The 23,966-nt window shown below is 62.6% G+C and carries 24 protein-coding genes and 1 pseudogene; 11 read left to right on the top strand and 14 right to left on the bottom strand.

Translation table 11 applies throughout. The annotated features are described in order from the left end of the window. Nucleotides 1–141 precede the first annotated feature (141 nt). A complete protein-coding gene (locus AC3RCM_RS07255) occupies nt 142–453 on the top strand; it encodes an Mpo1-like protein (protein ID WP_003254563.1) in 312 nt (103 codons plus the stop codon). Nucleotides 454–491: 38 nt separating this feature from the next. Here AC3RCM_RS07255 and AC3RCM_RS07250 read toward each other — a convergent pair whose 3' ends face one another. Further along, nucleotides 492–1,289: a UDP-2,3-diacylglucosamine diphosphatase gene (locus AC3RCM_RS07250; protein ID WP_021783434.1), complete on the bottom strand. Its 798-nt coding sequence runs from the start codon at nt 1,287–1,289 to the stop codon at nt 492–494. A 127-nt stretch (nt 1,290–1,416) separates the two neighbouring features. Here AC3RCM_RS07250 and AC3RCM_RS07245 point away from each other — a divergent pair, with 127 nt between their 5' ends. Together AC3RCM_RS07245 and AC3RCM_RS07240 are read left to right on the top strand one after the other, a co-directional pair. Continuing rightward, nucleotides 1,417–2,184, top strand: a complete 768-nt coding sequence (locus tag AC3RCM_RS07245) for a helix-turn-helix transcriptional regulator (protein WP_064492113.1) — start codon at nt 1,417–1,419, stop codon at nt 2,182–2,184. 258 nt (nt 2,185–2,442) lie between these two features. Next, complete coding sequence (locus AC3RCM_RS07240; protein ID WP_492629449.1) at nt 2,443–3,333, top strand: DMT family transporter; 891 nt, start codon at nt 2,443–2,445, stop codon at nt 3,331–3,333. Here the strand turns inward: AC3RCM_RS07240 and AC3RCM_RS07235 are convergent, their stop codons facing one another. Beyond that, the gene (locus tag AC3RCM_RS07235) at nt 3,334–3,615 is read right to left on the bottom strand and encodes an Rdx family protein (RefSeq protein ID WP_409322490.1); all 282 of its coding nucleotides are present in this window, start codon (nt 3,613–3,615) and stop codon (nt 3,334–3,336) included. It lies immediately after the preceding gene. A 67-nt stretch (nt 3,616–3,682) separates the two neighbouring features. On the opposite strand from AC3RCM_RS07235, the gene AC3RCM_RS07230 reads away from it, so the two are divergent. Continuing rightward, nucleotides 3,683–5,869, top strand: a complete 2,187-nt coding sequence (locus AC3RCM_RS07230) for a patatin-like phospholipase family protein (protein ID WP_064492111.1) — start codon at nt 3,683–3,685, stop codon at nt 5,867–5,869. A gap of 32 nt (nt 5,870–5,901) precedes the next feature. Here AC3RCM_RS07230 and AC3RCM_RS07225 read toward each other — a convergent pair whose 3' ends face one another. Then, the gene (locus AC3RCM_RS07225) at nt 5,902–6,339 is read right to left on the bottom strand and encodes a MarR family transcriptional regulator (protein WP_020191241.1); all 438 of its coding nucleotides are present in this window, start codon (nt 6,337–6,339) and stop codon (nt 5,902–5,904) included. 151 nt (nt 6,340–6,490) lie between these two features. Further along, the gene (gene recQ / locus AC3RCM_RS07220) at nt 6,491–8,638 is read right to left on the bottom strand and encodes a DNA helicase RecQ (protein ID WP_010955199.1); all 2,148 of its coding nucleotides are present in this window, start codon (nt 8,636–8,638) and stop codon (nt 6,491–6,493) included. Between the two features lie 243 nt (nt 8,639–8,881). Here recQ and AC3RCM_RS07215 point away from each other — a divergent pair, with 243 nt between their 5' ends. From AC3RCM_RS07215 to AC3RCM_RS07205, 3 genes are all read left to right on the top strand, one after another. Further along, nucleotides 8,882–9,469 carry a YecA/YgfB family protein gene (locus tag AC3RCM_RS07215; protein WP_010955200.1) on the top strand — a complete coding sequence of 196 codons (588 nt, stop codon included), beginning with the start codon at nt 8,882–8,884 and terminating at the stop codon, nt 9,467–9,469. A 7-nt stretch (nt 9,470–9,476) separates the two neighbouring features. Continuing rightward, nucleotides 9,477–9,842, top strand: coding sequence for a YbaN family protein (locus AC3RCM_RS07210; RefSeq protein ID WP_010955201.1), 366 nt, complete (start codon nt 9,477–9,479; stop codon nt 9,840–9,842). Nucleotides 9,843–10,153: 311 nt separating this feature from the next. Next, nucleotides 10,154–11,512, top strand: coding sequence for a TolC family outer membrane protein (locus AC3RCM_RS07205; RefSeq protein WP_010955202.1), 1,359 nt, complete (start codon nt 10,154–10,156; stop codon nt 11,510–11,512). A 61-nt stretch (nt 11,513–11,573) separates the two neighbouring features. Here AC3RCM_RS07205 and AC3RCM_RS07200 read toward each other — a convergent pair whose 3' ends face one another. From AC3RCM_RS07200 to AC3RCM_RS07190, 3 genes are all read right to left on the bottom strand, one after another. After that, complete coding sequence (locus AC3RCM_RS07200; RefSeq protein WP_064492108.1) at nt 11,574–12,173, bottom strand: tRNA-uridine aminocarboxypropyltransferase; 600 nt, start codon at nt 12,171–12,173, stop codon at nt 11,574–11,576. 64 nt (nt 12,174–12,237) lie between these two features. Continuing rightward, entirely contained in the window at nt 12,238–13,803 is a 1,566-nt protein-coding gene (locus AC3RCM_RS07195; RefSeq protein WP_409322489.1) for a methyl-accepting chemotaxis protein, read from the bottom strand. A gap of 137 nt (nt 13,804–13,940) precedes the next feature. Further along, nucleotides 13,941–14,834: a LysR family transcriptional regulator gene (locus AC3RCM_RS07190; RefSeq protein WP_003254585.1), complete on the bottom strand. Its 894-nt coding sequence runs from the start codon at nt 14,832–14,834 to the stop codon at nt 13,941–13,943. 224 nt (nt 14,835–15,058) lie between these two features. Here AC3RCM_RS07190 and speB point away from each other — a divergent pair, with 224 nt between their 5' ends. Together speB and AC3RCM_RS07180 are read left to right on the top strand one after the other, a co-directional pair. Continuing rightward, nucleotides 15,059–16,009: an agmatinase gene (gene speB, locus AC3RCM_RS07185; RefSeq protein ID WP_029615437.1), complete on the top strand. Its 951-nt coding sequence runs from the start codon at nt 15,059–15,061 to the stop codon at nt 16,007–16,009. A gap of 132 nt (nt 16,010–16,141) precedes the next feature. Further along, nucleotides 16,142–17,521, top strand: a complete 1,380-nt coding sequence (locus tag AC3RCM_RS07180) for a sodium:solute symporter family protein (RefSeq protein WP_020191244.1) — start codon at nt 16,142–16,144, stop codon at nt 17,519–17,521. A gap of 126 nt (nt 17,522–17,647) precedes the next feature. Here AC3RCM_RS07180 and AC3RCM_RS07175 read toward each other — a convergent pair whose 3' ends face one another. After that, nucleotides 17,648–17,776 carry a PA1414 family protein gene (locus AC3RCM_RS07175; RefSeq protein WP_009683677.1) on the bottom strand — a complete coding sequence of 43 codons (129 nt, stop codon included), beginning with the start codon at nt 17,774–17,776 and terminating at the stop codon, nt 17,648–17,650. Nucleotides 17,777–17,900: 124 nt separating this feature from the next. Then, nucleotides 17,901–18,794, bottom strand: coding sequence for a putrescine utilization regulator PtrR (gene ptrR / locus AC3RCM_RS07170; protein ID WP_492629448.1), 894 nt, complete (start codon nt 18,792–18,794; stop codon nt 17,901–17,903). Between the two features lie 104 nt (nt 18,795–18,898). On the opposite strand from ptrR, the gene AC3RCM_RS07165 reads away from it, so the two are divergent. Next, nucleotides 18,899–20,071, top strand: a complete 1,173-nt coding sequence (locus AC3RCM_RS07165; protein WP_104886538.1) for an MFS transporter — start codon at nt 18,899–18,901, stop codon at nt 20,069–20,071. An 18-nt stretch (nt 20,072–20,089) separates the two neighbouring features. Here the strand turns inward: AC3RCM_RS07165 and AC3RCM_RS07160 are convergent, their stop codons facing one another. The 4 genes and pseudogenes from AC3RCM_RS07160 to AC3RCM_RS07145 all read right to left on the bottom strand — a co-directional run. Continuing rightward, on the bottom strand, nt 20,090–21,016 hold the full coding sequence (locus tag AC3RCM_RS07160) for a DMT family transporter (RefSeq protein ID WP_010955209.1): 927 nt from the start codon (nt 21,014–21,016) through the stop codon (nt 20,090–20,092). Nucleotides 21,017–21,121: 105 nt separating this feature from the next. Then, nucleotides 21,122–21,517 carry a hypothetical protein gene (locus AC3RCM_RS07155; protein WP_014590069.1) on the bottom strand — a complete coding sequence of 132 codons (396 nt, stop codon included), beginning with the start codon at nt 21,515–21,517 and terminating at the stop codon, nt 21,122–21,124. A 76-nt stretch (nt 21,518–21,593) separates the two neighbouring features. Then, entirely contained in the window at nt 21,594–21,848 is a 255-nt protein-coding gene (locus AC3RCM_RS07150; protein ID WP_004576871.1) for a BrnA antitoxin family protein, read from the bottom strand. Next, nucleotides 21,826–21,948 (bottom strand): annotated as a pseudogene (locus AC3RCM_RS07145) (BrnT family toxin); the annotation flags it as partial. The pseudogene AC3RCM_RS07145 and the gene AC3RCM_RS07150, both read right to left, overlap by 23 nt. 230 nt (nt 21,949–22,178) lie before the next feature. Here AC3RCM_RS07145 and AC3RCM_RS07140 point away from each other — a divergent pair. Further along, nucleotides 22,179–22,451 carry a hypothetical protein gene (locus AC3RCM_RS07140; protein WP_012051554.1) on the top strand — a complete coding sequence of 91 codons (273 nt, stop codon included), beginning with the start codon at nt 22,179–22,181 and terminating at the stop codon, nt 22,449–22,451. 71 nt (nt 22,452–22,522) lie between these two features. Here the strand turns inward: AC3RCM_RS07140 and AC3RCM_RS07135 are convergent, their stop codons facing one another. After that, a complete protein-coding gene (locus AC3RCM_RS07135) occupies nt 22,523–23,884 on the bottom strand; it encodes a DEAD/DEAH box helicase (protein WP_104886541.1) in 1,362 nt (453 codons plus the stop codon). Nucleotides 23,885–23,966: the final 82 nt, after the last annotated feature.

The following is a 23,966-nucleotide window of genomic DNA, read 5'->3' as shown; positions in this document are numbered from 1 at the left end:
TTACCAACCGCTCCTGCGGTGAACCCCAAGGATACTCATTTGGCGCCTATTGTCACTGGTAGGCCCCGTCAGTCACTCTAGACTCGAATCAGGCTCCACGCCGTGTATCTTGTCCAGAAGTATTAATCCCGGAGCACTGCCATGAACAGCACAGCGCAGTTTCGCAGTTTTGCCGAGTTCTATCCGTACTATCTGGGGGAGCACAGCAACCCCACCTGCCGCCGCCTGCACTTCGTCGGCACCAGCCTGGTGATAGCGCTGCTGGCCTACACCATTGGCAGTGGCAAATGGTTGCTGCTGCTGGCCGTGCCGGTGTTCGGCTATGGCTTTGCCTGGGTCGGGCACTTCTTTTTCGAGAAGAATCGGCCAGCGACCTTTACCTATCCGCTGTACAGCCTGGCCGGGGATTTCGTGATGTTCCGGGATATCCTGCTGGGCAAGCTCAGGCTGTAAGCGTCCGAGGCCGCTTGGCGGCACTCTGCCCTCGGCCCCTAAGCCGGCTCGCGCAACGCCGCCACGGCCTGCGCTTCGGCCAGCCGATACAGTTCGACGCTGCCATCCCAATGCTCGATCAGGGCCGTGCACGACTCCACCCAGTCCCCGCAATTGAGGTAGTCCACCTCACCCACTTTGCGGATCTCGGCATGATGGATATGCCCGCACACCACTCCATGAAACCCACGACGGGTGCATTCATGGGCAATGGCATTCTCGAAGTCGCTGATGAAGTTCACCGCGCCTTTCACCTTGTGCTTGAGGTACGCCGACAGCGACCAGTAACCATAGCCATACCGCGCTCGCCAGTGGTTGAGCCAGCGGTTGAGCACCAAGGTGAATTCGTAGGCGCGATCACCCAGAAACGCCAGCCAGCGGTGGTAACGGGTAATCACATCGAACTGATCGCCATGGACCACCAGCAGTCGGCGGCCATCGGCTGTCAGGTGCTCGGCCTCGTCTACCAGCTGAATGTTGCCCAGAATCAACTTTGAGTAGCGGCGCAGGAATTCGTCATGGTTGCCGGTGACGTAGATCACCTCGGTACCGCGCTTGCTCATGGTCAGCAGCCGGCGAATCACGTTGGTGTGGGCTTGCGGCCAGTAGATCCCGCCGCGCAGCTTCCAGCCATCGATGATATCGCCAACCAGGTAGACGCGATCAGCCTGGTAGCCCTTGAGAAATTGCGACAGGTGTTCGGCCTGGCAGTCGCGGGTACCCAGGTGCACGTCGGAGATCCACAGGGTACGCACACGTTGCTTGCGCGAGGGGCGGGACAGTTCGGCATGGGTCATGGGTAGGCTCCGGCGCAGTTTGCTGGAGACTGGCAGGCGCACATGACAGCGCCATGGCAAAACGGTGACGAGTGATGGCGTGCAGGGATTGAGGCACAATGGGCGCCTGCCCTGCGAGGAAGCCCCCATGACCGCCGGCCCGATCCTCTCGTTGCGCCATTACCGCGACAGCCTGATCGCCCATAGCCACGAACACCCGCAACTGGTGTTCGGCCTGCGCGGCCGCCTGGAGTTCGAGGTCCAGGGGCATGGCGCCGGCATCGATCGCCAGGGGCTGATCGTGGTCCCGGCGGGTGCTCATCACACGTGCGCCAGCGATGCCGGCAGTGATTGCCTGGTGCTTGATGTGCCAGGGGAGCCTTGGCTGCGCGAGCACCTGGGCGAGCATGCCGATGCCAGCCGCCGCCTGCTCGACCGCCCCGCCGCCGTAAGCCTGGATGAGCGCCAGCAGCAACTGGTGGACTGGCTGGCGACCAGCCCCGTGCACGACCCACTGATTGCCCGTCAGGGCGCGGCACTGCTGCTGGCCAGCCTCAACGCCACGGCGGCAGCCAGCGTGCACCCCAGCCAGCGCCTGCCCTACAGCGCCTTCGATGCGCATATCGAACAGCATGCTGCCTACCCGCTGCAGGTTGCCGACCTTGCACGCATCGCCGGGTTGTCCATTGCCCGGCTGCATGCGCGATTTACTACGGAGTGCGGGATGACTCCGATGGACTACATTCGCCAGCGGCGGTTGCTCAAGGCACGGCGGCTAATCGTGCAGACCGTGCTGCCGATGGGCGAAATTGCGGCGCAGGTGGGGTATAGCTCGCAAAGTGCCTTTTCAGCGGCGATGCTGCGGGCGTTCGGGTGTACACCTTTGGCTTTGCGGCGAGAGTCTGGCGATAACTGACAGCAGTCTTGCGACAGAATGTGTTTGCCTGAGGCTTTAGACTTTGCCTTTACCGGCCCTTTCGCGGGTGAACCCGCTCCTACAGGATGCCCCCGCCTGAAGGTTGTGCAAAAACCTGTAGGAGCGGGTTTACCCGCGAAAGGCCCGGCACACCTGTAGGAGCGGGTTCACCCGCGAAAGGGCCAGCACACCTGTAGGAGCGGGTTCACCCGCGAAAGGGCCGGCACTGCCTGTAGAGATCTCCATCAAGGACCCACCATGAACCACCGCACCGCCCTCGGCGCCCTGCACATTGGCGCGCTGTTCTTCGGCCTTACCGGCGTCTTCGGCAAACTGGCCACCAGCGCCAGCCCGGCGATCATCGTCTTCGGTCGCGCCACCTTCGCCGTACTCGCCCTGGCCCTGTTCGCCAGCCTGGCCGGTCCGGGCTGGCAACGCCTGAGCAGCCAGGATACGCGCCGCCTGCTGCTCGGTGGTGTGCTGCTGGCCGGCCACTGGGTCAGTTTCTTCATCGCCGTCAAAGTGGGCGGCGTAGCCATCGCCACCCTCGGCTTCGCCAGCTTCCCGGCCTTTACGGTGATCCTCGAAAGCCTGCTGTTCCGCGAGCGTATCCACCGTAACGAAGCCGTCTTGGTCGTGCTGGTCAGCATCGGCCTGATACTGGTCACACCGGCATTCGACCTGGCCAGCGAAGCCACCGGCGGCCTGCTCTGGGCATTGCTCTCGGGCCTGCTGTTCTCGCTGCTGTCACTGACCAACCGGGCCGGCTCCGGACGTTTGCCTGCAGTGCAGGCCGCACTGTGGCAAAACCTGGTGGTGGGCCTGTGCCTGCTACCGTTCGCGGCGCCCGGCCTGGCCGACGTTGCGACCCTGGACTGGCTGTGGATCGCCCTGCTCGGCATCTTCTGCACGGGTGTGGCGCACAGCCTGTTCGTCGCCAGCCTGGCGGTGATCAAGGCGCGCACCGCCGCGGTCGTGTTCGGCATGGAGCCGGTCTACGGCATTGCCGTGGCCTGGGCAGTGTTCGCCGAAACCCCGACCGTGCGCATGCTGCTGGGCGGCGCGCTGATCATCTTCGCCATCGTGCTGTCCAGCCGTCTGGCTGCCGAGCAACCGCCCAGGCAGCGACCACTGACCGAGGGCGCCTGATCAGCGGTCGTTGTGACCAAGATCACGCTGCGGGTCGACCTGGTCGCGCACTCGCTGCTTCAGTACCTTCGCTTCGGGGAAACCACCGTCGGCCTTGCGCTCCCAGATCTGCACGCCATTGCAGGTGACGCGGAAGATACCCCCGGTACCCGGCTCCAGCGCTACCCGGCCAAGGTCGTCGGCAAAGGTGCTGAGCAGTTCCTGAGCCAGCCAGGCCGCACGCAGCAGCCACTGGCACTGGGTGCAATAGGTGATGACGATTTCCGGCTTGTTGTCAGCCATGGTGAAACATCTCCAGGTAAGGGGCCGCTTATACTAGCGGTCTTTAGCCCACGGTTTGAGAGTCACGATGCGCCGTCTGCTGTTCTGTTTTCTGCTCGCACTCACCTCGCTTACGGCAATCGCTGCGGAACCCGCCAGGCCCAAGGTCGGCCTGGTGTTGTCTGGCGGTGCTGCCCGTGGCCTGGCCCACATCGGCGTGCTCAAAGCACTGGAGGAACAGGGTGTGCGCATCGACGCCATCGCCGGCACCAGCATGGGCGCGGTGGTCGGCGGCCTGTACGCCTCGGGCTACAGTGTCGAAGAGCTGGAAAAACTCGCGACCACCCTTGACTGGCAACAGGCGCTCTCCGATGCCCCGCCGCGCAAGGATGTGCCGTTCCGGCGCAAGCAGGATGACCGTGACTTCCTGGTCAAGCAGAAGCTCAGCTTTCGCGACGACGGCAGCATGGGCCTGCCGCTGGGTGTGATTCAGGGCCAGAACTTGTCACTGCTACTGGAAAGCAAACTGGCGCATACCGCCGACACCCGCGACTTCGATAAGCTGCCCATTCCTTTCCGCGCCGTGGCTACCGACATCGCCAGTGGCGAAAAAGTCGTGTTCCGCCGGGGTCACCTGCCCCAGGTAATCCGCGCCAGCATGTCGATCCCCGCCGTGTTCGCCCCGGTCGAGCTGGACGGCCGTCTGCTGGTGGACGGCGGCATGGTCGACAACATTCCGGTGGATGTGGCCCGCGAAATGGGCGTGGACCTGGCCATCGTGGTCGACATCGGCACCCCGCTGCGCGATCGCAAGCAATTACTGACGGTCGTCGACGTGCTGAATCAGTCGATCACTTTGATGACCCGGCGCAACTCCGAAGAACAACTGGCCAGCCTGCACCGCGACGACATCCTCATCCAGCCATCGCTGACCGCCTTCGGCGTGACAGATTTCGGCCGTGCACGCGACATGATCGACGCCGGTTACCGCGCCACTCGCCTGCTTGACCCGCGCCTGGCCGCCCTGCGCCAGCTCGAGGGCGACGCCAGCCTGGCCATTGCCCGCTCGCCGCGCCAGCGCACGCCGGTAATCACCGCAATCCGGATCGAAAACGACTCCAAGGTCAGCGATGATGTGATCCGCTCGTACATCCGCCAGCCGATCGACGCACCGCTGGAACTGGACCGCCTGCAGACCGACATGGGTACGCTGTATGGCCTGGACTACTTCGACAGGGTGCAGTACCGCGTGGTGCACAAGGGCAACGACCACACCTTGGTGATCAACGCCCGCGGCCGACGCGGCGGCACCGACTACCTGCGCCTGGGCCTGAACCTGTCCGATGACCTGCGCGGTGACAGCGCTTTCAACCTGGGCGCCAGCTACCGGGTCAACGGCATCAACAGCCTTGGCGCCGAATGGCTGACCCGCGGCCAGATCGGTGACCAGCAAGCGCTGTACAGTGAGTTCTACCAACCCCTGGATGTGGGCTCACGCTACTTCATCGCGCCCTACCTGGACATGGGCTCGCAGAACATCGAAGCCACCCTGGACAACGACCCCGTCGCCGAGTATCGCCTGGAGCGCTACGGTTTTGGCCTGAACGTAGGCCGGCAGATCGGCAACAGCGGTGAAGTGCGCCTGGGCGTGGGCAAAGCCTGGGGCGAGGCCGAGGTGCGCATCGGCGACCAGGACCTGCCCAAAGTCAGTTTCAACGAAGGTTTCTACGAGCTGAAGTACTCGTTCGACACCCTCGATAACGTGTACTTCCCGCACCATGGCGAGGACATCGGCCTGACCTTGCGCAAATACGACAAGTCGCTGGACTCCGACCAGGATTACCGGCAGTGGCTGTTCACCCTGGACAAGGCCATCAGCAGCGGGCCGAACACGTTCGTGCTGGGTGGGAGCTACGGGCGCACGCTGGACGATACCGAAGTGGTGACGTCGAGCTTCGTGATGGGCGGGGCGCGACAGCTGTCAGGCTTCCGCGAAGACTCGGTATCGGGGCAGAACGCGAGCCTGCTGCGCATGGTCTATTACCGCCGGCTGACGCCGCGGGCCTATGTGCCGCTGGACTTCCCGCTGTACATCGGCGGCTCGCTGGAGCGTGGGCGGGCGTGGAACAACGACAACGAATTCGACAGTGGGTACATCAATGCGGCGAGCATCTTCCTGGGGCTGGATACGCCTCTAGGGCCGCTGAACTTCAGCTACGGCGCCAACAGTGCGCATGAGCAAGCGGTGTACCTGAACCTTGGGCACACCTTCTGAGGCTTGCACTGCACCTGCATCGATGGGGGAGCTCAGGACTTTTCGAGGTTGGCCAGGATCTTGGCATGCACGCGCATACAGACCTGCAATTCCGCCTCGTCCACGCCGGTAAACAGCTCTACCCGCAGCTGGTTGGCGATGGTCTCGATCTGATCGATCAACGGCTTGGCCGGCGGGCACAGCACAATCTTCTTCGCCCGCCGATCCTCCAGCACCGCCTGCCGGCGCACCAGCCCTTGCGCTTCCAGGCTGTCGAGCAGACGCGCCAGGGTCGGGCCTTCGACGCCTACGCTCTGGGCCAGCTCACGCTGTGTCGGGGCTTCTTCGAAGCGGGCCAGGTGCAGCAACACCAGCCAGCGCGCCTGGGACAGGTTGAGCCCGGCCAGGCGGCGGTCCAGCTCGGCACGCCAACCTCGGGACATCTGAGCCAGTTGCATGCCAAAGCGGTGTTGGTTGTCGTTCAGGGGCATAAGGAACTCATTGGAGTAGATCTAATTATTAGGCAGCTAACCATGCCCTGCCCCACGAGGCAAGGCTCGGCCATGGTTACGCGTTCGATAATCGTCAAAAAGCATGACAAAGGTCAGCAGATGGCGCTTCTGCCTTCGATCCTGCATGCCTTTACAACTCGAATTCCGCCGCCAGCGCTGCGCGCACGCAATAGAGTACGCCCTCTGGCACCCGCGCCCCGAACTGCGGGGCAATGGCCGACACCGGTGGCAGTTCCCCCTCGCCATCAAGAAAGGCGTCCTGCACCTCCATCATCAGGTCTTCCGGCAGGTCGATGGCCTGGTCCAGACTCAGTTCCTGGCGGCCCAACGCCTCGGCCAGCAGGCTATACACGTTCTTCTCGCTGCAATTGAGCTGCCCGGCGATCTGCGCCGGGGTCATGCCGGCACGGGCCAGGCTGACCAGTTCGTGGCGCAGGTCGAGCACCACTTTCGGTGCCTCGTCGGTACCACCGCTGTTGTTCAGCACTTCGAGGAACGCCTGGCCGTAGCGCTCCAGCTTGCGCGCCCCCACACCACTGACCTGGGCCATGTCGCTGAGGCTGACCGGCTGGCTGCGCAGCATCTCCAGCAGTGTCGAGTCGGGGAAGATGACGTAGGGCGGCACACTGTGTTCTTCGGCCAGCTTGCGGCGCAGGGTACGCAGCGCTTCCCACAGATCGCGCTCTTCGGCACGCACCAGCTGGCTGGCAGGGCTGCCGCCGCTGGACGACGAGGTTTTGGCCGTGGTCTGCGGTTTGAGATCACGGCGCAGTTGCAAGGTCACCTCGCCGCGCAGCAGCGGCCGGCAGCTGTCGGACAGCCGCAGGCCGCCGTAGCCTTCGAGGTCGATATCGACCAGCCCGCGCGCCACCAGTTGACGGAACAGCGAGCGCCACTCGACCTCGGCCAGACCTTTGCCAACGCCAAATACCGACAGCTTCTCATGGCCGAAATTGCGCACCTTCTCGGTGTCCTTGCCCAACAGCACATCGACCAGGTGGCCAACACCATAGCGCTGACCGGTGCGGAACACCGCCGACAGCGCCTGGCGGGCCGGCTCGGTAGCGTCCCAGGTCTGGATGTTGTCGACACAGTTGTCGCAGTGCCCGCACGGTTGTTCGAGGATCTCGTCGAAGTAGGCCAGCAGCGACTGGCGGCGGCAGCGGGTTTCTTCGCACAGCGCCAGCATGGCATCCAGCTTGTGCTGCTCTATGCGCTTGTGGCGCTCGTCGCCTTCGGAATTCTGCAGCATCTGCTTGAGCATCACCATGTCCTGCAGCCCGTAGGCCATCCAGGCATCGGAGGGCAGGCCGTCACGGCCGGCCCGGCCAGTTTCCTGGTAGTAAGCCTCAAGCGATTTGGGCAGGTCGAGGTGGGCAACGAAGCGTACGTTGGGCTTGTCGATACCCATGCCGAAAGCAATGGTAGCGACCATGATCAGCCCTTCCTCGTTCAGGAAGCGATGCTGGTTGGCCGCCCGCGTCTCGGCGGCCAAGCCAGCGTGATACGGCAGCGCGGGGAACCCCTGACTACAGAGGAAGGCGGCGGTTTCGTCGACCTTCTTGCGCGACAGGCAGTAGACGATGCCAGCGTTGCCACGGCGCTCGCCGAGAAAGGCCATCAACTGCTTGCGCGGTGCCTCCTTGGGCACGATGCGGTAGAAGATGTTGGGCCGGTCGAAACTCGACAGGAAGCGCTCGGCGCCTTGCAGGTGCAGGCGCTGAACGATCTCCTCGCGGGTTCGCATGTCGGCCGTGGCGGTAAGCGCAATGCGCGGCACATGCGGAAACAGTTCGGCCAGCTGGCCCAGTTGCAGGTACTCGGGGCGGAAATCGTGCCCCCATTGCGAAACGCAGTGGGCCTCGTCAATGGCGAACAGCGAGATGTCCAGATCGCGCAGGAAGTCGAGCATGCGCGGCTGCACCAGGCGTTCCGGCGCCAGGTACAGCATCTTGACCTCACCACGGCGCAGGCGCCCGGCCAGTTCACGCTGCTGCTCCGCCGTCAGGGTAGAGTTCAGGGCGGCCGCAGACACACCCAGCTCGTCAAGGGTGGCGACCTGGTCGTCCATCAGCGCGATCAGTGGCGATACCACCACCGTCAGGCCCGGGCGCAGCAGCCCCGGCACCTGGAAACACAGCGATTTGCCGCCACCGGTGGGCATCAGTACCAAGGCATCGCCGCCATTGGCCACGCATTCGATGATCGCTGCCTGGCGCCCACGGAAACTGTCGTAGCCGAAGATGTCCTTGAGAACGCGCTGAGCCTGTTCGAGCATGTGCAACTCCAAATCGCCGTACCATCCTGGATAAAGGCTGGACGAAAAACCCGCCCCGCACACGCCAAATGCGTAAGCGGTTTTTGCCAGGCAGCCGTTGAAACCTGCCCCTGGATGAAAAATCGCGGAGTATACCGCAGCACCGTGCTGCACATGCACCGCGGCGATAGACGTTCCCTTTGCCCCGCTGCCGCTGCAAGGTGCTAGAATTCGGTATCGTTTATTCCCCAAGGTAGCCCTGTAATGTCCTTCGCCGAGCAACTGACCCGCCTGCAAGCCTTCCTCGACGCCGACGAGCTGCACGAAGAAGCGCTGGACTATGTCGCCGCACACGGCTACCTCACCGCTCTTTCGATCAACGCCGAGGACGTGCCCGAGCGCGAATGGATCGACGCCCTGTTCGCCGAGGAGCCGCACTACGCCAGCGAAGCCCAGCGCACCGAGATCGAGGCCACCCTGGTGGCGCTCAAGGCGCACATTGCCCGCCAGCTGGCCAGCGACGAAGAATTCGACCTGCCCTGCGACCTCGACCTGACCGATGAGCCGGACGATTCCGACCTGCGCGGCTGGTGCATCGGCTTCATGGAAGGCGTGTTCCTGCGGGAAGAGGCGTGGTTCGAAAACGCCGAGGAAGAAGTCAGCGAAATGCTGCTGCCGATCATGGTGGGTTCGGGCTTGTTCGACGAACAACCAGAGTTCGCCGACATCGCCAGCAACGCCAACCTGCAGGATGACATGATCGTGCAAATCCCCGAGGCACTGAGCGCACTGTTCCTGCTGCTGCACGCCCCTGACGAAAAACCGGCGCTGCTCAAGCCACGCCACCACTGAGCAAGCTGTGCGCTACCTGCTGCTGGCCACTGGCTGGCTCAGCGTCGCGCTAGGGGTGCTGGGGATATTCCTGCCGGTATTGCCCACCACCCCATTCCTGCTTTTGGCGGCGGCCTGCTTTGCCCGCAGCTCGCCGCGCTTCCATCACTGGCTGGTCCATCATCCCAAGCTGGGGCCATGGATCCGTGACTACCTCAGTGGTGAAGGCATCCCCCTCAAGGGCAAGGTCTACGCCATCGGCCTGATGTGGGCCAGCATTGGCCTGTCGTGCTATCTGGTGCCGCTGTTCTGGGCGCGCACCTTCATGTTGACCAGTGCCGCATTGGTCACCCTGTACATCCTCAGCCTGAAAACCCTGCACAAGCCAAAGTGACAATATTTTGTCGCCAAATATCGCTTTCGCCTAATCAATGCCCTCTTTATCCGAATTAGTTCTGGAACTGCGCATAGCCCTTGTATCCATTGGTTTTCAAGGCATTTCCTGCGTTCATTCCGTGCCCTTGAATGCATACTTATTAGACAACAAAGATATTATATGGCAATTTGATATGAATAAATCTTCTTATCTATCGCGTTGAATGTACTTAGCTGTGTTGTTAAAAACCTGCAACACTATACGCGATAAGTTTATCGTCATTTTTTTGGCGAACAGCAGGATCAATTCCAGGATCAGGGAGATGTACCATGCGCGTTTTGAACCCCATCACCAGTGCTTTACTGTTGGCCCTGGCGAGTGCCAACGTACAGGCGATGTCGATTACCGAGGCTGTCCAAAGCGCCGTGGACTACCACCCACAAGTCAGCTCCAACCGTAACAGCAAGCTGTCGGCCGATGAAGACGTGAAGTTCGCGCGTGGTGGCTACTACCCTTCCGTGGACCTGGTTGCCGGTTATGGCCGCCAGCGCTCGGACAACGCCACTACCCGCGCCGAGGGAAACCACAACAAGGAAACCCTCAACTACACCCAGTCCGAACTGCGCCTGCGGCAGATGATCTTCGACGGCTTCAACACCTCGAATGAAGTAGGCCGCACCGAGGCGGTCTCTACCTCCCGCGCCTATTACACCCAGGCCGTTGCCCAGGATGTCGCCCTGCGTGCAGTCGAGGTCTACCTGGAAGTGCTCAAACGCCGTGAACTGGTGACCCTGGCCAAGAACAACCTGCAAGCTCACCTGCGCGTCAACGATCAGATTGGCCTGCGCAACGAGCGCGGCGTCGGCAGCACCGCCGACCTCGACCAGTCCCGCGCCCGTCGCGCCCTGGCGGAAAACAACCTGGACACCGCCGAAGTCGACCTGGCCGATGCCGAGGCCAACTTCTTCAGTGTGATCGGCCGTGCCCCGGACGAGCTGGAAAGCCCGCAGAGCATCAAGGGCGAGGTGCCAGGCACCCTCGAAGAAGCCCGCGATGGCATGCGTCAGAACAACCCGTACATCAAGTCTGCCCAGGCTGACGTCAACGCCGCCGAGAAGCAGTACGAAGTGGGCAAGTCGACCTTCTACCCACGCTTCGACGCCATTCTGGCAACCGGTGCCAACAACAACACCGGCGGCGAGAAAGGCCACAACAACAACGACTGGCAAGCTGGCGTGGAGATGAACTACAACCTGTTCCGCGGTGGCAGCGACAAGGCTCGCCTGCAGTCCGACGCGCACAAGATCAACCAGGCACTGGACATTCGCAACAACGCCCTGCGTGAGTTGACCGAGAACCTGAGCCTGGCGTGGAACGCCATGAACAACGCCAGCAAGCAGCTGCCGACCGCGCGTGAATACGCCGAAACCACCAAGCGTGTGCGTGCGGCCTACCAGGACCAGTTCGGCCTGGGCCAGCGCACCCTGCTGGACGTACTCGACAGTGAGAACGAGCTGTACAACGCCGACCGCCGCTACACCGAGGTGCGTTACACCGAAGAGTTCTCGCGCTACCGCGTACTGGCGACCATGGGTGAATTGCTGAGCAAACAGCATATTTCGCTGCCGCCAGAGGCGCTGGCGACCACCGAAGTACGCACCGAGGCGCGTCTACCTGAGATGCGTTGAGCGGGTTTTAGGTAGCGGGGCCGCTTTGTGCTGCGAATGGGCTGCAAAGCAGCCCCAATCCTCACTCACGGCCATGATTACGCTGAAAGGTCTCTACGCCCATGGCCCTGATCTGCCCCTCGATCAACGTCTCGAACGGCGCCAGCAGTGCATCGAAGCAGGCCGGTTGCTCCAGCGTGTTCAATGCCCCGACCACCGCCTCGATCGTCGACAACGCACCCGCCTCCGGCGCTTTGCGCAACCGATAGCGTGAAGCGGCCGCCTGGGCCAGCGTCACCCGTGGCAGCCCCCCCAGCAACGGGTTCAGGTACAGCAGCTTGCGCGCCTTGCGCCAGGTGCCGTCGGGCACGATCAGCAGCAAAGGTTTGTCGCCCGCCTCGCCATAGGCTGTCAGCACCTGGGCGTCATCACCCGGGAACAACAGCACCGGCTGGTATCCAGGGGTGGCGAGCAGGTCAGGCAGGTCATCGAACACCTCTCCAATCCGCAGCTCGGCATTGTTCAGGCCAAGGGCAGCCAGGCGCGCCGTGTTAAGGGCATGGGCAGTTTCACTGGGGTGCTGCAGCAGGATCACGCGGGTGCGGCTGTCGAGCGCGGGGATCAGTGGGCATAGGCAATGGTCGAGCGGGCGCTGGCAGCGCTCGCAGCGGGGTCTGGGCATGGCGGTCTCCTTGGCGGGGACAGTTTGCCACATAACCGGGGCCCGCTTTGCGGGCTCCGCGATTTCAACGGTTGAACCTTTCCGCCAGGCTGTGCAGGTACTCCGCCATGCGCTCGAGGTCCTGGCTGATTTCCGCGCCTTGCCTGGCTTGCCCGGCACTCTGGTCGCACAGTTGGGCAATCCTCACGATCTGCTGGTTGATGTCTTCAGCCACATGGCTCTGCTGCTCCGATGCCGTGGCCATCTGCTGGCTCATGCCGGTGATGCGGCTGACCGCCTGGGCAATCCCGCTCAGCGCCGCCTGCACCGCCTCGACACTGTGCACACTGTCCCGGGAAATCTGCTCGCCCCGGCTGGCAGTGCTCACCGCTCGCTCCGCCCCGGCCCTCAGCGAGGCAATGATATGGTGGATCTCTTCGGTCGACGCGCGGGTACGCTGCGCCAATGACCGCACCTCATCAGCCACCACGGCGAACCCCCGCCCTTGCTCACCGGCGCGCGCCGCTTCAATGGCGGCGTTAAGCGCCAGCAGGTTGGTCTGTTCGGCAATCGAAGTGATCACGTCGACCACACTACCAATCGACTGGGTCTGCTCAGCCAAGGCGTTGACTGCCTGACCAATGTCATTGACCGCATCGCTCATGCTGCCCATGTCTTTCAGGCTCTTCAGGGCCAGCTCGCTGCCCTGCTGCGCCAGTTGGTCGGCATCACTTGCCGCGTGTGCCGTACTTTGCACGTTGTGGGTGACCTGCTGGATGGTCGCCGCCATCTGCGCGATGGCCGTGGCGGACTGGTCAGTCTCGCTGCGCTGCCGGTCGAGCATCTGCGCCTGGGCATCGGACAGGTCGGAAGATTGCGCCGCCCGCGACTTTACCCCGACCCCGGCATCCACCAGGCGGGTCAGGGCCGTTTGCAGGCGGGCTTCTTCGCTGATGATGGCCAGGTCGAGCTGGCCCTTCAGGCCTGGGTTGTCGCTGTAGGTCAGCGCCACCAACGGACTGGTAAAGGCCTTGGGATGCTCAGCCAATGTGCGGCGAATGGCCTGGTTCTGCCGGTGCTCGACCCAGTACCAAGCCAGCAGCAGACTTGCCATCAGCACCCCGAGCGCCGCATAGGGGGGCAGCCAAAGGTAACCCGCCGCCGACAGCAGGCCGGCGCCGATCAGTGGCCAGCCATGGCCCAGGCCGTGCCCCAGGCGGGCAGCCCAGGGCACCGGGCTGCGGCCATCGCGCAAGCGCGCATACAGCGCCTCGGCCCGGCGGATCTGCTCACGCGTGGGCACCGAGCGCACCGACTCGTAGCCACTGATCCGGCCCTGTTCGTATATCGCCGTGACGTAGGCGCTTACCCAGTAGTAATCGCCGTTCTTCGCCCGGTTCTTGACGATGCCCATCCAGGGTTTGCCCTGCTTGATGGTTTCCCACATATGGCCAAACACCGCCGGCGGCATGTCCGGGTGGCGCACCAGGTTGTGCGGTTGACCGATCAGTTCGTCGTAGGTAAAGCCGCTGATCGCCACAAAGGCGTCGTTGCAGTAGGTGATGCGGCTGTCGAGGTCAGTCGTGGAAATAAGGCGTTGATCACCGGGGAAGGTTCTTTCGTGCTCAGTGACGGGCAAATTCATGCGCATCTTGGGCGATCCTTGCAGGATGAAATGAGGGGAAATCATCAGCGCAAGTTGATATGTAGCAGAGCGCTATCAGGTTAGCGGCCAGCGTTTAGCGGAATTTAACCCGCTCCCGACGGAATGCATGAATGCGTCGCATCTCAGCCCACGTTGAGCTGGCTTTTCAACAGGTCACGGAAGGTCTGGATCAACGGTTCGCGGCTGCGCCCGCGGCGAATGATCAGCGAGAACGGGGCCTGGTAACCAAAGGTCGACGGCGACAGCACGCGCAAGTCACCCTTGTCGACCCAGGCCTGGGCGTAGTGTTCAGGCAAGTAGCCGATATAGGCCCCGGAAAGGATCAGGATCAGCTGCGCCTCCATGCTTTCAACCGTCGCCGCACTGTGCTTGAAGCCATGCCGGGCCAGTTCGGCCTGGCTCCAATAACCACGGCCGACCATGCGCTGCTGGGTCACCACCTGCTCGGGAATGCGCCGCTCGGCATACAACGGGTGGCGGCTGCTGCAGTACAGCCAGTGCTGTTCGCGATACAACGGCTGGTAGAGCAGGCCGCTCATCCGCGAAGAAAACGCGCCGATGGCCAGGTCCAGCCGGTTGTCCTGCACACCCAGTTGCAGCTCGTAGGGGCTGGACACCGACAGGTGCAGGTGCACCGCCGGGTGCTCCTGGCTGTAGGCACCGATGGCTTCGGCCAGCGGCAAGGCGCGATCACCGACGGTGGAGTCGATCACCCCAAGGTTGAGGGTGCCACGCAGTTCGCCCTTCAGGGCGGCGGCATACTGCTCGAAACCGTCCAGCTCGGCCAGCAGGCGCAGGGTTTCCTGATGGAACAGCTCGCCCTTGCTGGTCAGGCTGAAGCCCCCCCGACCCCGGTGGCACAACACGATACCCAAGGCGCCCTCCAGCTGGCTCATGTAGGTACTGATGGCGGAGGTCGACAGGTTCAGCTCGCGCTGGGCGTTGGCAAAGCCCTGGTGGCGCACCACGCTGATGAAGATGCGCAGCAGTTTCAGGTCGGGCAAGGTCGAGGCCATGGTGCAACGGTTCCACTAGGGTATATGCGCGCAGTCTAACTGCTCTACCCGCCTTTAGTTCAGAAATTCCTGAACTAAGTATTTGTCGGTAGCGATTCTTCCCCGGCGCTCGCTTGAGCAGACTTGGCCGAAATGTCCCTGCCCGCCGGCAAACCACACGTGAATGGCGCGCGGCGGCACAGGTTCGAACAAACACAACAATCGACCGACTGATGAGGCCCACCGTGGACAAGACTCTCCACCAACCACTGGGCGGCAACGAAATGCCGCGTTTCGGCGGCATCGCCACCATGCTCCGCCTCCCCCACCTGCAAAGCGCGAAAGGTCTGGATGCGGCCTTCATCGGCGTCCCGCTGGATATCGGTACCTCGCTACGTTCCGGCACCCGCTTCGGCCCACGGCAGATCCGCGCCGAATCGGTGATGATCCGCCCGTACAACATGGCGACCGGTGCCGCCCCGTTCGACTCGCTGTCGGTCGCCGATATCGGCGATGTGGCAATCAACACCTTCAACCTGCTGGACGCCGTGCGCATCATCGAAGAAGCGTATGACGAAATCGTCGAGCACAACGTCATTCCCATGACCCTGGGGGGCGATCACACCATCACCCTGCCGATCCTGCGTGCGCTGCACAAGAAACACGGCAAGATCGGCCTGGTGCACATCGATGCCCACGCCGACGTCAACGACCACATGTTCGGCGAGAAGATCGCCCACGGCACCACCTTCCGCCGCGCCGTGGAAGAAGGCCTGCTCGACTGTGAGCGCGTGGTGCAGATCGGCCTGCGCGCCCAGGGCTACACCGCCGATGACTTCAACTGGAGCCGTCGCCAGGGCTTCCGCGTGGTCCAGGCCGAAGAGTGCTGGCACAAGTCACTGGAGCCACTGATGGCCGAAGTGCGGGAAAAGGTCGGCGGTGGCCCGGTTTACCTGTCTTTCGACATCGATGGCATCGACCCGGCCTGGGCCCCCGGTACCGGAACCCCGGAAATCGGCGGCTTGACCACCATCCAGGCAATGGAGATCATTCGCGGCTGCCACGGCCTGGACCTGATCGGCTGTGACCTTGTCGAAGTCTCCCCGCCTTACGACACCACCGGCAACACCTCGCTGCTCGGTGCCAACCTGCTGTTCGAGATGCTCTGCGTGCTACCTGGCGTGGTGCGTCGCTAATACCGCTCTACCCCGGCAGGAGCCATGAGGGAGGGCCACTGAGGCCCGCCAACACAAGAAAAGACCGCCGGGCGCCGTGCAAACGCCCGCGCGGTCGATCTCGCCATAATAAAGATAATCGGGAGACCCCCAATGGCCTTGGACATCATTGTTGTAATGATCTACACCGCTGGCATGCTAGGGCTTGGCTGGTATGGCATGCGCCGCGCGAAAACCCATGAAGACTACCTGGTAGCCGGGCGCAATCTCGGCCCGGTGCTGTACATGGGTACCATGGCCACCACCGTACTCGGTGGCGCTTCCACCGTCGGCACCGTGCGCCTGGGCTACGTCCACGGCATTTCCGGCTTCTGGCTGTGCGCAGCCCTTGGCCTGGGCATCATCGCCATCAACCTGTTCCTCGCCAAACCGCTGCTGCGCCTGCGCATCTTCACCGTGACCCAGGTACTGGAGCAACGCTACAACCCCACCGCACGCCAGGCCAGCGCCGTCATCATGCTGGCTTATGCACTGATGATCGGGGTCACCTCGACCCTGGCCATGGCCACCGTCCTGCAGGTGCTGCTGGACCTGCCGTTCTGGGCTTCTCTGATGCTCGGCGGCGGCGTGGTAGTGCTGTACTCGACCATCGGCGGCATGTGGTCGCTGACCCTGACCGATATCGTCCAGTTCGTGATCAAGACCGTCGGCCTGATGTTCATCCTGCTGCCAGTGTGCCTGTACAAGGCCGGTGGCTGGGATACCCTGGTGGCCAAATTGCCAGCGGCCAGCTTCCAGCTGACTACCATTGGCTGGGACACCATCATCACTTACTTCCTGATCTACTTCTTCGGCATCCTCATCGGCCAGGACATCTGGCAGCGGGTGTTCACCGCCCGTGACGAAAAGGTCTGTCAGCGTGCCGGTACCGCCGCTGGTGTGTATTGCGTGCTGTATGGCCTGGCCTGCGCTGCGATCGGCATGGCTGCGCATGTGCTGATGCCCGACCTGGCCAACCCGAACAACGCCTTTGCCGAGATGATCAAGACCACCCTGCCCGATGGCATCCGTGGCCTGCTGATGGCTGCGGCCCTGGCGGCCATGATGTCCACCGCCAGCGCCGGTCTGCTGGCTGCCTCGACCACCGTAACCGAAGACCTGCTGCCCAAGCTGCGTGGCGGCAAGCAGTCGAGCCTGGGTACCAGCCGCCTGTTCACCCTGCTCACCGGCCTGGTGGTGCTGGGCATCGCGCTGGTGGTGAATGATGTGATCAACGCCCTGACCCTGGCTTATAACCTGCTGGTCGGCGGCATGCTGATCCCGCTGATCGGGGCGATCTTCTGGAAGCGTGCGACCACTGCAGGCGCGATTGCCAGCATGTCGCTGGGCTTTGCCACCGCCCTGCTGTTCATGTTCCTGGACGGGCTGGAGGCCAATACGCCGATCTACTACAGCCTGGCAGTAGGGCTGGTGAGCTTTGTGGGCGTGAGCCTGGTGTCGCGCAAGTCGGTGGCGGCGGTGAAGCTGGCCTGACTGCTGTACCGGCCCTTTCGCTTGTAGCGGGCTTGCCCGCGCGAAAGGGCCAGTACAGGCAATAGACAATCAGCAGACACAAAAAGGCCGCTGCACCCACTCGGGTGAAGCGGCCTTTGTCGTTAATCAGCGCCGACGCGGTTGACGTTTGCGCTGCTCTTCATCAGTCGGGATCGGCACCGGCTGCAAGGGTGGTGGAATCAGCCCCAAGGCGACAGCCAGGTCATGGAGCCAGTTTGACAGTGGTTTATTCATAATGCCCCCTTGACGGGTCAGCCTCACGGCAAATCAATCCTGCGATGTTTCATACAGATCATAGCCCGATGTCCTGTATTACGCATTCCTCTGTTCCTACAGATAAGGGCGATTTTGACTCGGATCAAGCCGTGGCAGCGCATTCCGACGACTGGTTAATCGTTTCGCTTTGTTGCAGGTCGATCCATGCCTGCAGATTAGCCCCGCGCATACCTTGGCGCCACATCAGCCAGGTGACCGCCTGATCGAAAGGTGCCTGCAGCGGGTGCACCCTCACCCGATCACGCCCAGGCAGGCTGTCGAGCATCGACTGGGCCATCATCGCCACACCCGCACCCGCGATCACACAGGCCAGCATGCTCTGGTACGACTCGATCTCCATCACTCGCCCCATCGGCGTATGGGCATGGGCATACCAGGCCTCCAGGCGCATGCGGTACGAGCAACCCTGGCGGAAGGTGAACACCGCCTTGCCCGCCACGTCCTTGGCTGTGAGTACCGCCGGTTGTTCGGGGCTGGTGATCAGTACCAGTTGCTCATCGCACAGCGGCACGCCATCCAGCCCGGCAAGGCTCGGTGGCCCGTCCACAAGAGCAGCATCCAGGGTGTGGTTCAGCAGCCCTTCAAGCAACTCGCCGCTGGGTGCAGCACGCACTTGCAGGTTCACCTGCGGGTAAGCCTGGTGATAGCGCGCCAGCAACGCTGGCAGGTGGGTCGCCGCCGTGCTGTACATGGTCCCCAGCACGAAGTCCCCAGCCGGCTGACCGCCACGCACGGCGCCCAGCGCTTCGTCGCGCAAGGCGGACATACGGTTGGCATAGTCCAGCAGCACCTTGCCTGCTGGCGACAGTTGCAGGCGCTGACGTTCGCGCAGGAACAGATCGACGCCCAGCTGCTCCTCGAGTTGGCGCAGGCGCGTGGAAAGGTTTGATGGCACCCGGTGCAGGCGCTCTGCGGCGCGGGTAACCGAGCCCTCCTCGGCCACGGCCTGGAAGATACGCAGTTGGCTGAATTCCACGGCATTCTCCAAAACAGAACAACTTGATCACCATTATTCAATTTTATTGAAGAATAAACCGCCCTAACCTGCCATCTATCGCTTACCCGCGCAGGAGACCTGTCATGTCGCCACTCATTCAACTGCTCGCCAGCGCCGTGGCGCTGATGATGGCCATGGGCATCGGCCGTTTCGCCCTCACCCCGCAACTGCCGCAACTGATTGCCGAAGGCCAGTTCGACCTGACAGTCGCCGGGCTGGTCGCGGCGGCCAATTACCTGGGCTATTTCGTGGGCGCGGTGGACGCCATGTTCGCCCGCTCGCCAGGCCAGGTACGGCGGCGCCTGCATGGCGGGCTGTGGCTGTGTGTGCTGCTGACCCTGGCCTCCTGGGCTGCCAATGGCTTCTGGGGGCACCTGCTGCTGCGCTTCGGCACAGGCGTAGCCAGCGCCTGGGTGCTGGTGATGATCACCAGCCTCAGCCAGCAAGTAGCCACTGCGCACAACCGCCAACGCCTGGGAGCGCTGGTATTCGCCGGGCCCGGCCTCGGTATCGCCGTGACCGGGCTACTGGCACTGGTTGCGCATGTGCTGGGGCTTGGCTCGGCAGCCCTGTGGCTGATCTATGCCGTGGCTGCGCTGGTGATGCTGCTGGCCGTGCGGCCGTGGTTGCCACGGGCATTGCAAGCGGCACCGACTCAGTCGCCAGTACGACCAGGCGCGACGCGCAATGTCGGCACTGGCCGCCTGGGGTTGGTGTATGGCCTGTATGGCATGGGCTATATCCTGCCAGCCACCTTTCTGTCACAGATGGCCAATCAGCAGTTTCGCGGGCAGTGGCTGGCGGACCTGTTCTGGCCGGCGTTTGGCCTGGCGGCGGCGCTGGGCGTCTTGCTGGTGAGCGTGCGCCGTGGTGGCCGCACTTCAACCTGGTTGACCGCCACCCTGTGGTTGCAAGGGCTGGGTGTGCTGGCCTGCCTGTTGGGTGGGGGTATCGGGCTGGCGCTGGGTGTTGCGCTGTGTGGCGGGCCGTTCCTGGCCTGCATGCAACTGGTCATGCAACGCTCGCGCGAGTTGGCGCCACAGGCCACACAGCGCAATGCCGGGCTGCTGACCGCATGCTTTGCCTTGGGGCAGTTGAGTGGGCCGCTGCTGGCGGCGCTCAGCAGCCACTACAGCGGTGGGCTGCAACCCGCATTGATGCTGGCGGCGGGCGGGTTGGTGGTGGCTGGCGGGTTGGTCCAGTTGCCGGGTGATGCACAACAAGGAAGCGCCTGTCAGGCCAAGGTTGCATCCTGAGCCGGTACAGGCAACCCATCACCCTACCAACCGCCGCAATTGTTGTTTCACCCAAGGCTCGGCACTGACCAGGATCACACCCAACAACACCATCAACGCCCCCACCACGAAATTCGCACTGAGCGGCTCATCCAGCAGCAAAACGCCAAAGGTTACCCCAAACAATGGGGTAATGAAGGAAAACACCGCGAGGTTCGACGCCAGGTATTTGCGCAGCAACCAGAACCAGGTGAGGTAGCTGATGAACGACACCACAATCCCCTGGAACAATACACTGCCCATCGCCAGCGGCGTCAGCGACACCGCGCCGATCTGCCCGCTGAGCAGGGCGATCAGCAACAGCCCGGCAAAACCGACCGCCAGCTGATAGAACAGGGTCAAGGTCGCTGGCGCCTCCGACAACCGCGAGCAGCGCACCACCACCGTGGTCGCGCCCCAGGCCAGCCCGGCGATCACGCCAAAGGCATCACCCAGCAAGGTGCGGCCGTCCATGTGCTCGAACGAAGAGCCACCGGCAAAGGCCATGGCAATGCCGCCGAAGGCCAGCAGAATGCCCAGCCACTGCAGCAGCCGCAAGCGTTCACTGGGTAGCCGAAAATGCAGGCCCAAGGCGGTAAATACCGGCGCGGTATAGAGGAATACCGACATGTGCGCCGCCGAGGTCAGTTTCAGCCCTTCGGCAATGAACAGAAACTCCACCCCGAACAGCCCGCCCGCCACCAGCCCTGCGCGCCAGGTGCTGCCGACCTGCTCCCAGCCACCCCTCCAGCACAGCATCAGCCCTACCAGCACAGCGGCAATGCCATTGCGCAGCGCTGCCTGCATCACCGGCGCGATGTCGACGGCAGCGGTCTTGATCAGTACCTGCTGGCAGCCCCAGATCAGGCAAAGGCCCAGCATTACCTGGAAGGCAAAGGCGTCAGGGTTCTTGCGGACCGCGCTCATAAGCGGGCCTCTGGGGTGATCGTAGGCATGGGCAAGGCTCGGCAGCGTTCAGAAGCTACCGATTATCGGGTTTCGAACGCTGCACTTGCCAGCCTTAAAACGACCTCAAGCAATCTGTGCCTTCGCAGATACCCGTTCGAACGTCGTTTCGTCCAGCGCATCCTCCTGCTCATCCAGCACCTGGCGCGGGTGCTCGAAGCCGGGGATGCTGCTGTCGATCAGGCTCATCAAGCGCGAGCCGCGTTCGGTCAGGACGAAGTTTTCGCCATTGCCGCCGTCCTCTTCAGGTCGGCATTCAATGAATCCGCGCTCAAATAGCAGCTTTTCATACTCGCATGCACGGGTTTTCAGGTGATCCACGTCACCCACCGGCTCACCCTTGGCGGCCAGTGCCGCAGCATGCTGCTCGGCATAGGGGCGGGGCGTGAAGCTGTGACCGGCGCCGTTCTGCACTTCGTGCAGCAAGCGTTCGATCAGGTCCCAGTCGTAGGCGATGCTCATGGCTACGGGCTCCTGCTGTGGACGAAAGGGGTACACAGGTTGGGACCTGCCAAGGTTGCCAAGCGTTCCGAAGCGCTTAGCGCTGGCGTTGTTGCGCTTGCATGTACTGGCGCAGCAACTGATTGATGCGGGTCTGGTAGCCGCTGCCCTGCTCCTTGAACCAGGCGAGGACATCTGAGTCCAGTCGAATGGTCACCGTCTGCTTGGCGGGAACGCGCAGCTCGGCCTGGCGGAAAAAGTCCTGGTCCAGTTCAGGGATATCTGATGTATCGATATCCTTGTCGTCCTGTCGGGCCAGGCGGCTCCAGTCAGTTCTCGATGATTTGGTCATAGTACCTGGCCTCCCGTTTGGTGGCTTTTCTTGCAGAAATGATGCGTATCACCTCACCCCGCCTCTCCGTGTACACGACGACACCTATCAGCGCCTTTAGTCATTCAAAGAACATGGGACGACCTGTATTTACAGCTGTACATACAACACCCCCTCTTTTCTTTCGAGACTAGAGCGACGTAGCGTGCTGCTCAACAGCGCTGGAGGGATACGGGAGCGTTTCAGAAACGGACTACCACCACCAAAGAAATCTTCCATCGGTCGCAAGCCCTGAACTTCCCTGCACCCACAGCCCTCCACCGGGCATCACCACCGCCGGAGGTTGGAAGGATGAAACCGCTACTGCCCATAGCCTGTGCCACTGCCCTGCTCTGCGCCCTGCCCGCTTGGGCATGCACACCTGAAGAAGCAACGCAGAAACGTGAGGAGCTGGCCGGGCTGGTTACTCAGTTGACTGAGCAGAACCCGCAAAAGGCCAAGGAGATCAATGATGAGCTTCAGGGGATGGATCTGGGGACGGCGAGCAAGGACTTGCCCGACAAGTGTCAGCTGATCGACCAGCGGATCAAGGAGTTGAAACAGGCAGAGAAAAAAGCGGAGTGATCGTTCGTCGCCTGCGCACGCCCTTCGCAGATGCGAACTTGCGTCGCTTCTGCAAAGGGCCTGCGTGAGTCTTATTCAGCAGCAGGCTTGCGCTTCTTCAGCGGTGCCAGGCCGTCAGCACTGGCCAGAGGCGCGTTGGCCTTCGGCTTGGCAGTAGGCTTGCGCTTGGCTGCGGCTTTCTTGTCGCCAGTCTTCTTCTCGACCTTTTTCTTCTTGCTACCGGCCGCCTTGCCCGAGGCCTTGACCTTCTTAGGCCCGTTGTAGGTGCCCTTCACTTCCTTGATGACCCGGCGCTCGAACTGCTGCTTGAGGTAGCGCTCGATGCTCGACATCAGGTTCCAGTCGTTGTGGGTGATCAGCGAGATCGCCAGGCCTTCGCCACCAGCACGGCCGGTACGGCCCACACGGTGGACGTACTCGTCACCGCTGCGTGGCATGTCGAAGTTGATCACCAGGTCCAGGCCGTCGATGTCCAGGCCACGGGCTGCCACGTCGGTCGCTACCAGCACTTTGGAGCTGCCCTGCTTGAAGCGCTCGATGGCCAGCTTGCGGTCCTTCTGGTCCTTTTCGCCATGCAGCACGAAAGCCTTCACGTCCTTGGCCACCAGGTGACCATAGATACGGTCGGCCATGGCGCGGGTGTTGGTGAAGATGATCGCCTTGTCGAAGGTTTCGTTGGCCAGCAACCACTGCGCGATCTGCTCTTTATGCTGGTCGTGGTCGGCGGTGATGATCTGCTGGCGGGTGCCTTCAGCCAGTTGCGAGACACTGTTGAGCATCAGGTGTTCAGGGTCTTTCAGCACCTTGCCGATGATGTCACGCAGGGCCGCGCCACCGGTGGTAGCCGAGAACAGCAAGGTCTGCTTGCGGTTTTCGCACTCTTTGCACAGGCGCTCCATGTCTTCGGCAAAGCCCATGTCGAGCATGCGGTCGGCTTCGTCCAGGATCAGGACCTGCACGTGGGACAGGTCGAGGTTGCCGGCATTGAGCTGCTCGAGCAGGCGACCCGGGGTGCCGATCAGCACGTCAGGCACCTTGCGCAGCATGGCGGCCTGTTCCTTGAAGTCTTCGCCGCCAGTCACCAGGCCCGACTTGATGTAGGTGAACTGCGAGAACAGCTGCACCTGCTTGAGGGTTTGCTGGGCCAGTTCACGGGTCGGCAGCAGGATCAACGCGCGAATCTCGACACGCGGACCGCTGAGGTCGACCAGACGGTTGAGCAGTGGCAGTACGAAGGCCGCCGTCTTGCCGCTGCCGGTCTGCGCAGTCACACGCAGATCCCGCCCTTGCAGGGCCAGGGGGATGGCCGCGGCCTGCACCGGGGTTGGCTCGACAAATTTAAGCTCGGCCACGGCTTTAAGCAGGCGTTCATGCAGGGCGAATTGGGAGAACACGGAGGTAACCTCAGACAAGTGCGGGAAATTCAGTTGCATAGGGTAACGTTTTCTGCAGCCTTAGCCGAATTTCTTTTGGCAACTTTGTCGCTATCCGCGCTCTAATACGGCTTCGTTTCGC

The organism is Pseudomonas sp. GW823-FHT05G12 (assembly GCF_058795575.1).
The sequence above is the reverse complement of the archived record's forward strand: the minus strand, read 5'-3'. Positions and strand labels throughout refer to the sequence as shown.

Bases quoted from the DNA above. Each gene is read 5' to 3' on its own strand.
- AC3RCM_RS07155 (WP_014590069.1), bottom strand. From the start codon at position 21,517: ATGAGCATCGCCTACGACTGGGACCTGATCGAACGCTTGCTGCACGAA.
- AC3RCM_RS07205 (WP_010955202.1), top strand. From the start codon at position 10,154: ATGCGCGTTTTGAACCCCATCACCAGTGCTTTACTGTTGGCCCTGGCG.
- AC3RCM_RS07200 (WP_064492108.1), bottom strand. From the start codon at position 12,173: ATGCCCAGACCCCGCTGCGAGCGCTGCCAGCGCCCGCTCGACCATTGC.
- AC3RCM_RS07190 (WP_003254585.1), bottom strand. From the start codon at position 14,834: ATGGCCTCGACCTTGCCCGACCTGAAACTGCTGCGCATCTTCATCAGC.
- AC3RCM_RS07240 (WP_492629449.1), top strand. From the start codon at position 2,443: ATGAACCACCGCACCGCCCTCGGCGCCCTGCACATTGGCGCGCTGTTC.
- AC3RCM_RS07140 (WP_012051554.1), top strand. From the start codon at position 22,179: ATGAAACCGCTACTGCCCATAGCCTGTGCCACTGCCCTGCTCTGCGCC.
- AC3RCM_RS07215 (WP_010955200.1), top strand. From the start codon at position 8,882: ATGTCCTTCGCCGAGCAACTGACCCGCCTGCAAGCCTTCCTCGACGCC.
- AC3RCM_RS07250 (WP_021783434.1), bottom strand. From the start codon at position 1,289: ATGACCCATGCCGAACTGTCCCGCCCCTCGCGCAAGCAACGTGTGCGT.
- AC3RCM_RS07135 (WP_104886541.1), bottom strand. From the start codon at position 23,884: ATGCAACTGAATTTCCCGCACTTGTCTGAGGTTACCTCCGTGTTCTCC.
- AC3RCM_RS07160 (WP_010955209.1), bottom strand. From the start codon at position 21,016: ATGAGCGCGGTCCGCAAGAACCCTGACGCCTTTGCCTTCCAGGTAATG.
- AC3RCM_RS07225 (WP_020191241.1), bottom strand. From the start codon at position 6,339: ATGCCCCTGAACGACAACCAACACCGCTTTGGCATGCAACTGGCTCAG.
- AC3RCM_RS07150 (WP_004576871.1), bottom strand. From the start codon at position 21,848: ATGACCAAATCATCGAGAACTGACTGGAGCCGCCTGGCCCGACAGGAC.
- AC3RCM_RS07230 (WP_064492111.1), top strand. From the start codon at position 3,683: ATGCGCCGTCTGCTGTTCTGTTTTCTGCTCGCACTCACCTCGCTTACG.
- recQ (WP_010955199.1), bottom strand. From the start codon at position 8,638: ATGCTCGAACAGGCTCAGCGCGTTCTCAAGGACATCTTCGGCTACGAC.
- AC3RCM_RS07245 (WP_064492113.1), top strand. From the start codon at position 1,417: ATGACCGCCGGCCCGATCCTCTCGTTGCGCCATTACCGCGACAGCCTG.
- AC3RCM_RS07180 (WP_020191244.1), top strand. From the start codon at position 16,142: ATGGCCTTGGACATCATTGTTGTAATGATCTACACCGCTGGCATGCTA.
- AC3RCM_RS07255 (WP_003254563.1), top strand. From the start codon at position 142: ATGAACAGCACAGCGCAGTTTCGCAGTTTTGCCGAGTTCTATCCGTAC.
- AC3RCM_RS07175 (WP_009683677.1), bottom strand. From the start codon at position 17,776: ATGAATAAACCACTGTCAAACTGGCTCCATGACCTGGCTGTCGCCTTG.
- AC3RCM_RS07165 (WP_104886538.1), top strand. From the start codon at position 18,899: ATGTCGCCACTCATTCAACTGCTCGCCAGCGCCGTGGCGCTGATGATG.
- AC3RCM_RS07195 (WP_409322489.1), bottom strand. From the start codon at position 13,803: ATGCGCATGAATTTGCCCGTCACTGAGCACGAAAGAACCTTCCCCGGT.
- AC3RCM_RS07235 (WP_409322490.1), bottom strand. From the start codon at position 3,615: ATGGCTGACAACAAGCCGGAAATCGTCATCACCTATTGCACCCAGTGC.